The organism is Brevundimonas diminuta, from assembly GCF_039673845.1.
Classification (GTDB): domain Bacteria; phylum Pseudomonadota; class Alphaproteobacteria; order Caulobacterales; family Caulobacteraceae; genus Brevundimonas; species Brevundimonas diminuta_E.
The window spans coordinates 136,295-149,031 of the sequence record NZ_JBDJMK010000003.1 but is presented as its reverse complement, the minus strand read 5'-3'; the positions used below and the strand labels follow the sequence as shown (position 1 = coordinate 149,031).

The following is a 12,737-nucleotide window of genomic DNA, read 5'->3' as shown; positions in this document are numbered from 1 at the left end:
GTTCACCGCAGCGGAACCACGAAAGCGGGTGCGCGGTCAAGCGAAAGCAGGAGACGCCCCTCGCCCTCAAGCAGCGAGCGACCGCGTCGCTCGCGTCAGGGCGTTTAAAATGTCCACTCCAGCGTCACCGACAGCACCATGATGATGGCCAGGACGAAGGGAATCTCATTGGTCATGCGCCAGAAGCGGCCCGAATATCTGGACGTTCCGGCCGCGATCTTCTTGCGCTGTCTGGCCAGAAAGCCATGCCATGCGGCCAGCAGGAAGACGCCGATCAGCTTGGTCACCATCCACGGCTGATGGGCGAAGGACCAGTCGGCCCCTTCTCCGCTGCGCAGCCACAAAAGCCAGCCTCCGAAGATGAAGGCCAGGATCATTGCCGGATTGATGATGATGCGCAGCAGTCGCGTCTGCCAGACGCGGAGCAGCGCCTGCATCTCGCCGCGCAGGGGTTCAGGCTTGCTGTTCTGCTCGGCGTCATAGGCGAACAGGCGCGGCAGAAAGAGCATTCCCGCCATCCAGGCGATCACCGCCAGAATGTGAAGCCCGCGGGCCAGGTTGTAATAGTCCATGTCGGTCCCCCTCAGGCCGCCCTGGGGGCCTTTGAACAGCCAGACGGGCAGGCTTTCAAGTGGGCGCATGGTCCACCCTGAGAGACGCCCTGCGGGGCCGTGCCCGGCGTCTCCAGCGCCCGCCCGACCGCATCGGCCAGGGCGGAGATGAAGACCGGGTCGGCGCTGACCGTCGGGGCCCGCAGATAGGGCGCGCAGCCGACCTTGTGCGCCAGCTCGCCGTATTCCATGTCCAGCTCGACCAGGGTCTCGATATGCTCCGAGACGAAGGCGATGGGCACGACGACGGCGCCGACGCCGTCCTTCGCCGCCTGTTCGATGGCGTCGGGCGTGGCCGGGCCCAGCCATTTCAGCGGCCCGACGCGGCTCTGGTAGCAGATGGCCCAGTCGGTCAGGCCCATGCGGGCCACGACAGCGGCCACCGTGGCCTCGATCTGCGCCTGATAGGGATCGCCCGCCGCGACCAGTTTCTCGGGGATGCCGTGAGCCGAGAACAGCACGCGGACGGGCCTGCCTTCGGCCTTGTCCAGCGTCTGGCCGATCAGCCGGGCCTGCGCCTCGATCAGACCTTCGGCGTCAGGATAGCAGCAGACGACGTGGGTCTCGCCCGGGCCGTCATAGCATTCGGCCCACTTCTTCAGCGACGAGGCCGTCGTCGTGGTCGAGAACTGCGGATAGAGGGGCAGAAGGACGATCCGGTCCGGCTGGAAGGCCTTGACCGCCGCCGCCGTCTCCTCGGTCATCGGATGCCAGTAGCGCATGGCGATGAAGACGCGGGTGTCGTCGCCCGGCGAAGCGTCCGCCAGGGCGCGTGACAGGGCTTCGGCCTGTTTCTGCGTCTCGGGCAGCAGGGGCGAGCCGCCGCCCATCAGGGCGTAGTTGGCCTGCGCCGAGGCTTCGCGGCGACTGGAGATCAGCTTCGCCAGCGGCGTGCGGAACACCCCCGGCAGGCCGATGATGGCCGGATCGTTGAACAGGTTGAACAGGAAGGGTTTGACCGCCTCGGGGCGATCAGGCCCGCCCAGATTGGTCAGGACGACCGCCACGCGCCGGTTGGGCCGTTCCTTCAGCTTCGTGGCGGTCGCGCTCATTGGGCGCCGATCCGCTTCAGCACCTGCTCGACATGGGCGATCGGCACGTCCGGCAGGATGCCGTGGCCCAGGTTGAAGATCCACGGCCCCTGCCCCCAGGCCTCCATCAGTTGATCGACGCGGCGATCCAGAGCATCGCCGCCCGCGCGCAGCAGCAGGGGGTCCAGCGCGCCCTGAATGGGCTTGATCGCCTGAACCCGCTTGCCGACCTCCAGAGGACAGGCGGTGTCCAGCGCCACGCCCTGCACGTCGCATTCGCGCGCATAGCGTTCCGCCAGCGCCGCCGAGCCTCTCGGGAAGCCAATCAGCGGCACGGTGACGCCCAGTTCGCGGGCGCGGGCCACCAGCTTCTGGTGCGGTTTCAGAACCAGGGTTTCAAACAGATCCTCGGGCAGGCCCTCGGCCCAGCTCTCGAAGATCTTCAGCACCTGCGCGCCCGCGTCCTGCTGCATCTTCAGATAGTGGGCGGTGGATTCCACCAGCACGTCCAGCACGCCCGCCACCAGTTCAGGCTGGGTGTAGGCATAGGTGCGGGCGGCTGCGCGCTCGCCCTTGCCCATCGTGCGATGTTCGCCGTCCAGCATATAGGTGGCGACCGTCCACGGCGCCCCGGCGAAACCGATCAGGGCGCGTTCAGGCTCCAGTTCCGCGCGCACCAGACTGAGGGTCTGGCCCACGGCCTTGAGGGCCTCTCCAGCCTGCTGAGCCTTGTCGGCCATCGACTGCACTGACGGCAGGGCGCCCAGACGCGGCCCTTCCCCCGCCTCGAACCACACCTTCTGGCCCAGGGCGCCGGGGATCAGCAGGATATCGGCGAAGACGATGGCGGCGTCGAAGCCGAAACGGCGCATCGGCTGCAGGGTCGCTTCGGCCGCCATCTCGGGGTTCAGGCAGAAGGCGATGAAGTCCGGCGCCTTGGCCCGCAGTTCGCGGTATTCCGGCAGGTAGCGCCCAGCCTGACGCATGAACCACACGGGCGGTTGGGAAAGGGTTCGGCCCTGGAGAGCCTGGATCAAAAAGGGCGTGCTCATGTCCCGGGCTTTAGGATGCACACCCCCAAGCCTCAATCCCTATTCAGATTTAAGAATTGAAAGAATTGGTAGGTGGAAGCAGGGCCGGGGAGCGCGGGGATAACTGAGGACAGTCCCGGTTCGACTCCCTTTTGTCCCCTGTCCGGACCGCGAAAACCCGGGCGTTTACAGGGCGGGCTGTGGGTTATGGGGATAAGCCGTGAAACACCCGCGGGACTCGGGCTTGCCTCTGGGCGCCGTTGTGGGTGAATCCGCAGGCGCCGTTGTTGGACAAAATGTCCTGCCCCCAGCACGGGATGAATCTCCGGCGCCCAGGCGGACGAATCCGGCGCCGATCCCGGCAACGGCGCCCGCGATCCCCGCTCGCGACGGGCGGCCAGGCTTGCTAGAGGATTCGGCGCCCGGTCTTTCACGAACGGCGCCCCGGCTTTTCAACAGGGCGCGGGGATGATCCGACCGCCGCCCTGGAAGGAGACGCCGCCCTGATGAGCCCCGCCCGCCCGATCGGCGCATCGCGCCTGGCCACCTATTTCCACGTCCATCTGGTGTCAGACTCGACCGGCGAGACGCTGAACGCCATGGCCAAGGCCGTGGTCGCCCGCTTCGACGGCGTCATTCCCATCGAACACATCTATGCGCTGGTCCGCTCGCCCAAGCAGATGGAGCGGGTGCTGGAGACCATCGCCGCTGCGCCCGGCGTGGTGCTGCACACCCTGGTCGATCGCGAACTGCGCGAACAGCTGGAGGAAGGCTGTCGTCAGCTGCAGATGCCGCAGATCGGGGCGCTGGACCCGCTGGTCGGCGCCCTGTCGCGCTATCTGGGGGCGGATGTTTCGGCGCGGGTCGGGGCGCAGCACGCGCTGGACACCGGCTATTTCAACCGGATGAGCGCGCTGGATTACGCCATCGCCCATGACGACGGTCAGGGCACGGTCGAACAGCTGGAACAGGCCGATGTGGTGCTGTGCGGGGTCAGCCGCACCTCCAAGACGCCGACCTGCATCTATCTGGCGCATCGGGGCATCCGCGCGGCCAATGTCCCGCTGGTGCCGGGTCAGGAAGACGGCGAGCGGCTGACGGCGCTGAAGAATCCGCTGGTGGTGGGGCTGACGGTGTCGCCCGACCGTCTGGTGCAGATCCGGCGCAACCGTCTGGACGGGCTGAATGCGGGCCATGCCTCGGCCTATGTCGATCATGACGCCGTGCGCGAGGAAACCATCAAGGCCCGCCGCGCTTTTGAGCGGCGCGGCTGGCCGACCATCGACGTGACCCGCCGCTCGGTCGAGGAGACGGCGGCCGCCATCGTCAATCTGTTGAGCGAGCGGCGCAGCCGCAATCCGGGAGCCCCGATGTGACCACGACCGACGGCGAACGCCTGATCCTGGCGTCCAAGAGCGCCGCGCGCCGCGCCATGCTGACCAATGCGGGCGTGCCCTTCGCCGTGCAGGTCGCCGATGTGGACGAAGACGCGCTGAAGACGCCGGGCGTCGACCCGGTCGAACTAGCGGTCGAACTGGCGCGGGCCAAGGCGCTGGCCGTCTCGCGCCATGACCCGGACGCCTGGGTTCTGGGTGCGGACCAGACCCTTTCGTTCGACGGCGGGCTGGTGTCCAAGGCGCCGACGCTGGACGCTGCGCGCGAACGGCTGACGGCCATGCGCGGCCGTTCGCACCAACTGCATTCGGGCGCCGCCCTGGCCCGCAACGGACAGGTGGTCTGGTCGGGCGTCGACACGGTCGGAATGAGGATGCGGGATTTCTCGGACGCCTTCCTCGACGCCTATCTGGCGACGGAGGGCGAGGCCCTGCTGTCCTGTGTCGGCTCCTACCGGCTGGAGGGGCTGGGGTCGCAGTTGTTCGAGGCGGTCGAGGGCGATTATTTCACCGTTCTGGGCCTGCCGCTGTGGCCGGTTCTGGCGGAAGTGCGCCGCGTGGGAGTGATCGCAGCATGAGCCGGACGCCTCTTAGCCGCATCACCGGCGCCGCCCTGCTGGGCGGGATCGTCGGCCAGCCGGTCAGCCATTCTCTCAGCCCGGTGATCCACAACGCCTGGCTGGAGGCCGGCGGCATCGACGGAACCTACGCCGCCTTCGCCCCGGTCGACGCAGCGGGGTTCGAGGCTCTGGTCGCGGCCGGGCGCGCTGGACTGATCGCCGGGGTCAATGTCACCGCCCCGTTCAAGGAACAGGCCTTCGCCATGGCCGATGAGGCCGGGACGGCGGCGCGCGCGACCGGGTCGGCCAATATTCTGGTCTTTGAAGGCGGCCGTGCGCGCGCCGACAGCGCCGACGGCGCGGGCGTGCTTTACGCCCTGGCCGAACAGGCGCCGCAGCTGACGCTGAAGGGCGCGTCCGTCGTCATTCTGGGCGCGGGCGGCGCGGCGCGGGCCGGCGCGGGCGCCCTGATCGAGGCGGGCGCCGCCCTGTCCATTCTGAACCGCACGCGCGAGCGGGCCGAGGCTCTGGCTGACGATCTGGGACCGGCGGTCTCTGTCGCGGCGGATGCGGCCGTGCTGGAAGGCGCCGATCTGGTCATCAACGCCCTCAGCGTAGCGCCGGACATCGATCTGTCGGCGTTGAAGCCCTCGGCCGTGGTCATGGACATGACCTATAAGCCGGTCGTCACGCCTCTGCTGGCGGCGGCGCAGGCGCGCGGGCTGACGACGGTGGACGGACTGGCCATGCTGATCGGTCAGGCGGCGCCGTCGTTCGAGGCCATCTTCCGCCGCCCGCCCCCGCCGCTGGACCTGCGCGCCCTGCTGCTGCGTCATCTGGGAGAGGCGGCGTGATCGTTCTGGGCCTGACCGGCTCGATCGGCATGGGCAAGTCGACCACGGCGCAGATGTTCGCCGATGAAGGCGCCGTGGTCTGGGACGCCGATGCGGCGGTTCACCGGCTTTACGGACCGGGCGGGGCGGCCGTGGCCCCTCTGGCGCAGGCTTTCCCCAGTGTAGTCGTGGACGGCGCCGTCGACCGCCCGCGTCTGGCCGAAGCGCTGGGCCGCGAAGAAAGCGCCTTTCAGCGGCTGGAGGCCATTGTCCATCCTCTGGTGGCGGCAGACCGGGCGCAGGCGCTGAAGGCGGCGGCCGAGGGCGGCGTGCGGCTGGCGGTCGTGGACGTGCCCCTGTTGTTCGAGACGGGCGGAGACGCCTATGTCGACGCCGTGGTCGTGGTCACGGCGGATGCTGAGGTTCAGGCCGAGCGCGTTCTGGCCCGCCCCGGCATGACGCGCGAGCGGATGGACGCCATCCTGTCGCGCCAGACGCCGGACGCTGAAAAGCGCGCCCGGGCCGATTTCCTGATCGACACGGGCCGAGGTCTGGACGCCGCGCGCGAACAGGTCCGCTCGGTGGTGACCAAGGTGCTTGCGCCGGGCTGGCGCCCGACAGGAAAGACCGGCGGGTGAGCCTGTCCGCCACCCCGCCAGCCGAATGGGGTCTGACGCGCCTGACCTTGCTGGCCGAGGGCGTCGGCGGAACCGTCTGGCGCGCGATGACGGCGGATGGCCGATCAACCGTGGTCAAGCGCCTGAGCGAACAGGCGGCGCCCGATACGCCCCCTGCCCTGATCTGGCTGAAATGGCGCGGCGGCGACGGCGCCGTTCGGCTGTTGGGCGCCCGGGACGACTGGCAATGGCTGGAAGACGGCGGGGATCGCACCCTGTCGGCTCTGTTGCAGGTCGAAGGCGATGAGGCGGCGACCCGCATCGCGGCGGATGTTCTGCGCGCCCTTCATGCGCCGTCGGATCAGCCTTTCGCGGGCCTGCAGACGATGACTGACCGTTTCGCCGCCCTGTGGATCGAGGCGGAGCGTCAGGGCGGTCTGTTCGCCGAGGCCGCCGCTGTCGCCACGCAACGGATGGCCGAAGAGGCTCTGGTGCGGCCCCTGCATGGCGATCTGCACCACGAAAACATCCTGCACGGGCCGCGCGGCTGGCTGGCGATCGATCCGCACGGCGTACTGGGCGACCCGGCCTATGATGCGGCCAATCTGCTGTATAATCCGCTGGAGAGGGATGATCTCAGGACCGACCCGGCGCGGGCGCGTCGTCTGGCCGAAACGCTGGCGCCCGTCGTCGGGCGGCCCGCGGAGGCGGTGCTGGACTGGGGCTTCTGTCACGCCTGCCTGTCGGCGTCCTGGCATCTGGAAGACGAATATGAGGCAGAGGCGGGGCGCAGTCTTCAGGTCGCCCGCGCCATTCGGCTGGCCCGGCAGGGTTGAGGCGGTCGGCGGGCTTTTGTTCGGGGCCGAACCCCGGCATTAAGGGCCATGTCCCGTGAAATCGTCCTTGATACTGAAACGACCGGCTTTGATCCCAAGACCGGCGACCGTCTGGTTGAAATCGGCTGCATCGAGATCGAGGACCTGCTGGCCACCGGCCGGACCTTTCACCGCTTCGTCAATCCGGAACGGCTGATCCCGCCCGAGGCGATCAAGGTCCACGGCATCACCGACGACAAGGTGAAGGACGCGCCCAAATTCCATGAGGTCATCGATGATCTGATGGACTTCATCGGCGATGCGCCCCTGATCGCGCACAACGCCAACTTCGACCGCAACTTCATCGATTTCGAGATCAGCCGCATCGGCCGCACGCCGCCGCCGCAGGACCGCTGGATCGACACCCTGGCCCTGGCCCAGAAGCGGTTTCCGGGGATGCCCAACTCGCTGGACGCCCTGTGCAAGCGCTACAAGATCAGCCTGGTCGAGCGCACACTGCACGGCGCGCTGATCGACGCCCGCCTGCTGGCCGAGGTCTATCTGGAGCTGCGCGGCGGCAAGGAGCGGGCGCTGGACCTGACCTCGACGCGCGGCGGGGCGGCTGAGGCGGCGCAGCGCGCGACCTATGGCGCCCGGCCGCGTCCCCTGCCCTCGCTGGTGACGGCCGAGGAAGAGGCCGCCCACATCGCCTTCCTGAAGGCGACGATCAAGGATCACAGCCTGTGGGCGGGCTATGGGGTGATGGTCGAGGCAGAGGCTGAACCCACGGTCTGATCCGTGTCCGTCAGGACCGGGTTCATCAGAATATAGGTTCCGGGCCGGATCTGGTGCGCGTCGATCTGCGGGACCAGACGGCGGAAATGCTCGCTGGCGCAGTGGGCGTCCAGCGCGGCCTGATCGGGCCATTCCTCGATGAAGACGAAGTGTCCGGGCTGTTTGCGGTCCTCGAACAGGTCATAGGCCAGGCACAGGGGTTCCTGCCGGGTCAGCCGCACCAGTTCGGCGTAGAGGGGGCGGACCGTCTCGATGTGTTCGGGCCTGATGAAGTCCTCGGCGATGACCTTGAGTATCAAACAGTTTCTCCGAAAGAAAAGGGGCGCCCGACCGGACGCCCCCAACTCAAACCCGTCGCTCAAGCAGCAGGACGCCGCGCGTCCTGCGGTAGCGGCCAAGCTTCTCGCTCAAGCAGCGAGACGCCGCGCGCCTCGCGTTAGCGACCCTAAATCAAGCCTGACCGGTTTCGGCCGGGGCGCCGGCGATCTGCTGCTGGCGGGCGACGTAGATGGCGGCGAAGTCGATCGGGTCGACCATGAAGGGCGGATAGAAGCCGCCGTCCATCGTGGCCTGGGCGATGACCTGACGCGCGAACGGGAACAGATAGCGCGGGCACTCGATCAGCAGCAGGGGCTCGATGTCCTGCGGCTGGACGCCCTGCAGGGCGAACAGGCCGCCATAGAGCAGTTCCACGTGAAACACCGGGGTCTGGTCTTCGGCGGTGGCCTTGATCGACAGCTTCAGGTCGACTTCGAACAGGCCGTCGGGGCGGCCCTGGGCGTTCATCTCGACGCCCATGTCGATGGCGGGCTTGCCGTCCATGCGCAGACTGTCGGGGGCCTTGGGGTTCTCGAACGACAGGTCGCGGACGTATTGGGCCAGGATGCGGAAGCCGGGGCCCTGGGGCTGGCCGCCCTGCGGCTGGGCCTGGTCGGGGGTCTGGCCGTTGGCGTCGGCGGGCGGCGTGGCGTCGGTCATGGGTCTGTAAACCGTCTTGCAGGAATGGGGCGTCCCGCTCCCTCCGGAGGCGGGCATGAGGGGGCGGCGGTAGCATGGCGGGACCCTGTGTCGCAATGATCAGACCGGTGTTCGGCTCCTGCTTCGCCTTGCGCCCGCCCGGATCGCCCCCTAATCACGTTGTACGACCTGCCTTTTCGCCCGTGGGGAGAACCTGCGGCGCTTCCCTGTCGGGAAGATGGGGCCAGACCAGCCGAGGAACCCACCGTGCCGGTGACCTTTCAGATTGTGATCTTCGCCGTCATCGCGGCGGTCCTGCTGTTTCAGCTTTATAATGTGTTGGGCAAGAAGGTCGGGCGCCAGCCGGGAGACAACCCCAAGCCTCTGCCGGTTCCCGCCGCCCCTGTCGGCGCGCCCGAAGCGCCGCGCGGGCCGGTGATCGATCCGGCCCTGACGGCCGCTATCGCCGGGCTGAAGGCGCGCGACCCCAATTTCGACCCGCACCGTTTTCTGGAGGGCGCGCGTCAGGCCTATGAGACGATCGTCACCGCCTATGCGCGCGGCGACCGCGAGGCCCTGCGCCCTCTGCTGACGGAAAAGGTGATGGGCTCGTTCGAGGCCGGGATCGCGGCGCGTGAGGCGCGCGGCGACGCCGAGAGCGCCGAACTGGTCCACCCGCCCCGCGCCGATCTGGAACAGGCCTCGGCCGAGGGCGATCGCGCCCTGGCCCGGGTGCGCTTCCTGGCCGAGGTGCGCGGTTCGCTGACCCCTGCGGGCGGCGAGACGGTGACGGAGGAGCGCCGCACGGCCGAGGTCTGGACCTTCGAGCGCCGTCTGGGCGCCTCGGACCCGAACTGGGCCCTGGCCTGCGTCGAGCCGGCGACCGCCTGATGACGGCACGGTCCGCGCCCCTCGATCAGACGGGCGCGGCCCGTCTCCTTACGGCTCCGCTTGGCGGGGCGATCCACAGGCGACGCGCTGCAGGCCTGTCCGTGGTTGCGGCGCTGGGCCTGCTGGCCGCGGCCTGCGCCTCGACGCCGCGACCGGTTCCGCCGCTGGATCCCGGCACGATTGTTCCGCGGCCGGTTTCGCCGCCTGTGGCGGGCGACCTCAATCTGGCCGCCCTGCCGGGCTGGGCCGAGGAAGACCATCTGGCGGCCCTGCGCGCCTATGCCGAGGGTTGCGGCCCTTCGCGCATCGCGGTCGAGACGTGCCGCGACGCCCGCGCCCTGGTCGCCCGCGCCAACCCCAGCGACGCGCGGGCTTTTCTGGAAAGCCGTTTCACCGCCGCCGAGGTCCGCACCGATGACGGCGGGCGCGGCCTGCTGACGGCCTATTTCGCGCCGGAATATCCGGCCCGCCGCACGCCGGATAGCGAGTTCGACGCCCCGGTCCTGAGCCGCCCGGACAATCTGGCGGGCGTGGGCGATCGCGCTGCGATCGAGGCAGGTTCGGCCCGGTCTTCGGTGTTGGCGTGGATGCGGGCCGAGGATCTGTTCTTTCTGCAGATTCAGGGATCGGGGACGCTGACCTTCCCGGACGGGGGCCGCCTGCGCGCCGCCTATGCGGCCGACAACGGGGCCAAGTTCGTCGGCATCGCCCGGCCGATGGCGGAACAGGGCCTGCTGCCGCGCGACGGCACTTCGGGCGAGGCGATCCGTGCCTGGCTGGCCGCACATCGCGGCCCTGAAGCGCGCCGGGTGATGGCGCTGAATCCGCGCTACATCTTCTTCACGACCAGCCCGGAAGACGGAAATGAGGCGACGGGCGCGGCGGGCGTGCCCCTGCCCGCGCGCCGGTCCGTGGCGGTCGACCCGTCACGCTGGACCTATGGCGAGGCGGCGTGGATCGAGGCGGACGGCGGCAATCTGCGCGGCGCCCGCGCTAGCTATCGCGGTCTGGTCATGACGCTGGACACCGGCTCTGCCATTCGCGGGCCGGTGCGGGCGGACCTCTATATGGGCCGTGGCGACGCTGCGGGGCATGAGGCAGGCGCGGTGCGCCACCCCTTGCGGATGTGGCGCTTGATCCCGCGCGGCTGATCCCGCCGGAGTGGGCTCCCGTCAGTCGTGGATGCGGCTGACGCTGTTGTCGACGCCGTTCAGGACCAGACGCGGTTGACCGGACGAGCGCCAGCGCACCACCTGCCCGGTTCCGGCGACGTCCAGCACAGCGTTGGGCGCCAGGGTGATGACCACCTTATTGTCGGTCCCGGCCAGTTCCAGACCCGAGCAGACGCCGGTGAAGGTCAGGTCATGGCCCGAACCGCCGACATCGACGCGGCGGCCTTCGCACGGAATGGTCCGTTTGTGCCCCAGCCCGGAGACCTCGATGACTTCGGGGCCGATCTCGACCGAGCCGATCTGCGTCGGCAGAAGGGCCAAAGCGGCGACGGCGAGGGGGACGAAGGGCGACAGCAGCATGGGCGCAGATCCTGACAGGTCCGAAGATGGACCGGCGGTGAAATGCCGTGACGCGCCGCCGGGTTCCGGTTCGTCGGGCTCTGCTAGCGCTTCTTCAGTCCCCCCAGCACGCCGCGCAGCAGTTCGCGGGTGACGGTCGTGCCGACGGTGCGTAGAACGGAGGTGGTCAGGGCCTCCATCGGCGTCTGGCGGGTCGAGGCGCGCGGGCGCGGCGCGGCGGGCGTCTTGGCCGCCGGGACGCGGGCGGCTTTTTCGGCGGCCTTGGCCTCGGCGACGGCGCTGGCGGCTTCGGCCTCGACACGGTCGGCCTGGGCGCGGCGGGCCTTCAGCACCTCTTCGGCGGACTCGCGGTTGATCGGGGTGTCATAGAGGCCGCGCACGGCGCTGGAGGCCACAATGGCCGCGCGCTCGGCGTCGGTGGCGGGGCCCAGGCGCGAGTCCGGCGGACGGATCTTGGTCTGGGCCACGACGGTCGGGGCGCCCTTTTCATCAAGGGTCGAGACCAGAGCCTCGCCCACGCCCAGCGCCTGAATGGCCTCGGCGGTGTCGAAGGCCGGGTTGGCGCGGAAGCTCTGGGCGGCGGCGCGCAGTCCCTTCTGCTCGGCCGGGGTATAGGCGCGCAGGGCGTGCTGGATGCGGTTGCCCAACTGGGCCAGCACGCTGTCGGGAATGTCGGCCGGGTTCTGGGTCACGAAGTAGACGCCGACGCCCTTGGACCGGATCAGGCGCACCACCTGCTCGACCTTTTCCAGCAGGCCCTTGGGCGCGTCGCGGAACAGCAGGTGGGCCTCGTCGAAGAAGAAGACCAGACGCGGTTTTTCCGGGTCGCCGATCTCGGGCAGGCGCTCGAACAGTTCGGACAGCAGCCACAGCAGGAAGGCCGCATACAGGCGCGGATTGTTCATCAGGCGGGTGGCGTCCAGCACATTGACCTGACCCCGGCCGTCCAGCGCCGTGCGCATCATGTCCTCAAGCCGCAGGGCCGGTTCGCCGAAGAAGGCCTTGCCGCCCTGCTGCTCCAACTGAAGCAGGGCGCGCTGGATGGCGGCGATCGACTGGGGCGAGACATTGCCGACCTCGCGGCCGATGGTCTGGGCGTTCTCGCCGACATAGGCGAGCAGAGAGCGCAGATCCTCAAGGTCCAGCAGCAGCAGGCCTTCCTTGTCCGCGACGTGGAAGGCGACGGTCAGTACCCCCTCCTGCACGTCGTTCAGCTCCAGCATTCGCGCCAGCAGGACCGGGCCGACGTCGGATATGGTGGCCCGCACCGGGTGGCCCTTTTCGCCATACAGATCCCAGAAGACGACCGGCGCCGCCTGACCGTTCAGCGTCAGGTCCATCTTGGCGGCGCGTTCGGCGAACTTGTCCGTGCCGCCCGCCTGACTGATGCCGGACAGATCGCCCTTCACATCGGCGCAGAAGACCGGCACCCCGGCTTCGGAGAATCCCTGCGCCATGATCTGCAGCGTCACCGTCTTGCCGGTGCCGGTCGCCCCGGCGACAACGCCGTGCCGGTTGGCGCGGTTCAGCAGCAGGCGCTCGGGCGCGCCCTCAAAGGACTGACCCAGAAACAGGGCGGAAGCGTCGGTCATGCGGGTTCTCCTGCGGGTCTGGCCAGTGCGCCCGTTCAGCGTGTCCGCCATGCTTAATCGTCAGGGCTGCGGCTGCAA

15 protein-coding genes are annotated in these 12,737 nt (G+C 68.9%); 8 read left to right on the top strand and 7 right to left on the bottom strand.

Annotated features, from left to right (window positions below; genetic code table 11):
- Window positions 1-104: 104 nt before the first annotated feature.
- Genes ABE454_RS04210 through hemE form a run of 3 tightly spaced genes read right to left on the bottom strand, consistent with a single transcriptional unit; the run spans window position 105 to window position 2,694 of the window.
- Complete coding sequence (locus ABE454_RS04210; protein WP_346529707.1) at window positions 105-572, bottom strand: CopD family protein; 468 nt, start codon at window positions 570-572, stop codon at window positions 105-107.
- Between the two features lie 11 nt (window positions 573-583).
- The gene (gene hemH, locus ABE454_RS04205; protein WP_346529391.1) at window positions 584-1,663 is read right to left on the bottom strand and encodes a ferrochelatase; all 1,080 of its coding nucleotides are present in this window, start codon (window positions 1,661-1,663) and stop codon (window positions 584-586) included.
- On the bottom strand, window positions 1,660-2,694 hold the full coding sequence (gene hemE / locus ABE454_RS04200; RefSeq protein ID WP_346529388.1) for a uroporphyrinogen decarboxylase: 1,035 nt from the start codon (window positions 2,692-2,694) through the stop codon (window positions 1,660-1,662). Before hemE ends, hemH begins: the two co-directional genes overlap by 4 nt.
- Before the next feature lie 485 nt (window positions 2,695-3,179).
- Between hemE and ABE454_RS04195 the strand changes: the two genes are divergently transcribed.
- From ABE454_RS04195 to dnaQ, 6 genes are read left to right on the top strand one after another with little or no spacing between them, the layout of a single operon-like run.
- A complete protein-coding gene (locus tag ABE454_RS04195; protein ID WP_346529387.1) occupies window positions 3,180-4,049 on the top strand; it encodes a pyruvate, water dikinase regulatory protein in 870 nt (289 codons plus the stop codon).
- On the top strand, window positions 4,046-4,645 hold the full coding sequence (locus ABE454_RS04190) for a Maf family protein (protein ID WP_346529385.1): 600 nt from the start codon (window positions 4,046-4,048) through the stop codon (window positions 4,643-4,645). The genes ABE454_RS04195 and ABE454_RS04190 overlap by 4 nt, the downstream gene beginning before the upstream one ends.
- On the top strand, window positions 4,642-5,481 hold the full coding sequence (locus tag ABE454_RS04185; protein WP_346529383.1) for a shikimate dehydrogenase: 840 nt from the start codon (window positions 4,642-4,644) through the stop codon (window positions 5,479-5,481). Before ABE454_RS04190 ends, ABE454_RS04185 begins: the two co-directional genes overlap by 4 nt.
- Complete coding sequence (gene coaE / locus ABE454_RS04180; RefSeq protein WP_346529382.1) at window positions 5,478-6,098, top strand: dephospho-CoA kinase; 621 nt, start codon at window positions 5,478-5,480, stop codon at window positions 6,096-6,098. The genes ABE454_RS04185 and coaE overlap by 4 nt, the downstream gene beginning before the upstream one ends.
- Window positions 6,095-6,913, top strand: coding sequence for an aminoglycoside phosphotransferase family protein (locus ABE454_RS04175; protein ID WP_346529381.1), 819 nt, complete (start codon window positions 6,095-6,097; stop codon window positions 6,911-6,913). Before coaE ends, ABE454_RS04175 begins: the two co-directional genes overlap by 4 nt.
- 48 nt (window positions 6,914-6,961) lie before the next feature.
- Window positions 6,962-7,687 carry a DNA polymerase III subunit epsilon gene (gene dnaQ / locus ABE454_RS04170; RefSeq protein WP_346529379.1) on the top strand — a complete coding sequence of 242 codons (726 nt, stop codon included), beginning with the start codon at window positions 6,962-6,964 and terminating at the stop codon, window positions 7,685-7,687.
- On the opposite strand, the gene ABE454_RS04165 is transcribed toward dnaQ, so the two are convergent.
- Window positions 7,645-7,986 (bottom strand): putative quinol monooxygenase, encoded by a 342-nt coding sequence (locus tag ABE454_RS04165; RefSeq protein WP_346529377.1) that lies wholly within the window; start codon window positions 7,984-7,986, stop codon window positions 7,645-7,647. The genes dnaQ and ABE454_RS04165 overlap by 43 nt on opposite strands.
- Window positions 7,987-8,137: 151 nt before the next feature.
- Entirely contained in the window at window positions 8,138-8,665 is a 528-nt protein-coding gene (secB, locus tag ABE454_RS04160) for a protein-export chaperone SecB (RefSeq protein ID WP_346529375.1), read from the bottom strand.
- A gap of 252 nt (window positions 8,666-8,917) precedes the next feature.
- On the opposite strand from secB, the gene timA reads away from it, so the two are divergent.
- Together timA and ABE454_RS04150 are read left to right on the top strand one after the other, a co-directional pair.
- Window positions 8,918-9,535 (top strand): TIM44-related membrane protein TimA, encoded by a 618-nt coding sequence (gene timA, locus ABE454_RS04155; RefSeq protein ID WP_346529372.1) that lies wholly within the window; start codon window positions 8,918-8,920, stop codon window positions 9,533-9,535.
- A complete protein-coding gene (locus ABE454_RS04150) occupies window positions 9,535-10,686 on the top strand; it encodes an MltA domain-containing protein (protein WP_346529369.1) in 1,152 nt (383 codons plus the stop codon). The genes timA and ABE454_RS04150 overlap by 1 nt, the downstream gene beginning before the upstream one ends.
- Window positions 10,687-10,707: 21 nt before the next feature.
- Here the strand turns inward: ABE454_RS04150 and ABE454_RS04145 are convergent, their stop codons facing one another.
- Together ABE454_RS04145 and ABE454_RS04140 are read right to left on the bottom strand one after the other, a co-directional pair.
- Window positions 10,708-11,067, bottom strand: a complete 360-nt coding sequence (locus tag ABE454_RS04145) for a DUF3060 domain-containing protein (protein WP_346529367.1) — start codon at window positions 11,065-11,067, stop codon at window positions 10,708-10,710.
- Window positions 11,068-11,150: 83 nt separating this feature from the next.
- The gene (locus ABE454_RS04140; RefSeq protein ID WP_346529366.1) at window positions 11,151-12,659 is read right to left on the bottom strand and encodes a helicase HerA-like domain-containing protein; all 1,509 of its coding nucleotides are present in this window, start codon (window positions 12,657-12,659) and stop codon (window positions 11,151-11,153) included.
- Between the last annotated feature and the right edge of the window lie 78 nt (window positions 12,660-12,737).

What these genes read in the sequence shown, in the direction of transcription:
- ABE454_RS04195 (WP_346529387.1), top strand. Translation starts at nt 3,180, where the DNA reads ATGAGCCCCGCCCGCCCGATCGGCGCATCGCGCCTGGCCACCTATTTC.
- hemH (WP_346529391.1), bottom strand. Translation starts at nt 1,663, where the DNA reads ATGAGCGCGACCGCCACGAAGCTGAAGGAACGGCCCAACCGGCGCGTG.
- ABE454_RS04185 (WP_346529383.1), top strand. Translation starts at nt 4,642, where the DNA reads ATGAGCCGGACGCCTCTTAGCCGCATCACCGGCGCCGCCCTGCTGGGC.
- ABE454_RS04140 (WP_346529366.1), bottom strand. Translation starts at nt 12,659, where the DNA reads ATGACCGACGCTTCCGCCCTGTTTCTGGGTCAGTCCTTTGAGGGCGCG.
- secB (WP_346529375.1), bottom strand. Translation starts at nt 8,665, where the DNA reads ATGACCGACGCCACGCCGCCCGCCGACGCCAACGGCCAGACCCCCGAC.
- ABE454_RS04145 (WP_346529367.1), bottom strand. Translation starts at nt 11,067, where the DNA reads ATGCTGCTGTCGCCCTTCGTCCCCCTCGCCGTCGCCGCTTTGGCCCTT.
- ABE454_RS04210 (WP_346529707.1), bottom strand. Translation starts at nt 572, where the DNA reads ATGGACTATTACAACCTGGCCCGCGGGCTTCACATTCTGGCGGTGATC.
- ABE454_RS04150 (WP_346529369.1), top strand. Translation starts at nt 9,535, where the DNA reads ATGACGGCACGGTCCGCGCCCCTCGATCAGACGGGCGCGGCCCGTCTC.
- dnaQ (WP_346529379.1), top strand. Translation starts at nt 6,962, where the DNA reads ATGTCCCGTGAAATCGTCCTTGATACTGAAACGACCGGCTTTGATCCC.
- hemE (WP_346529388.1), bottom strand. Translation starts at nt 2,694, where the DNA reads ATGAGCACGCCCTTTTTGATCCAGGCTCTCCAGGGCCGAACCCTTTCC.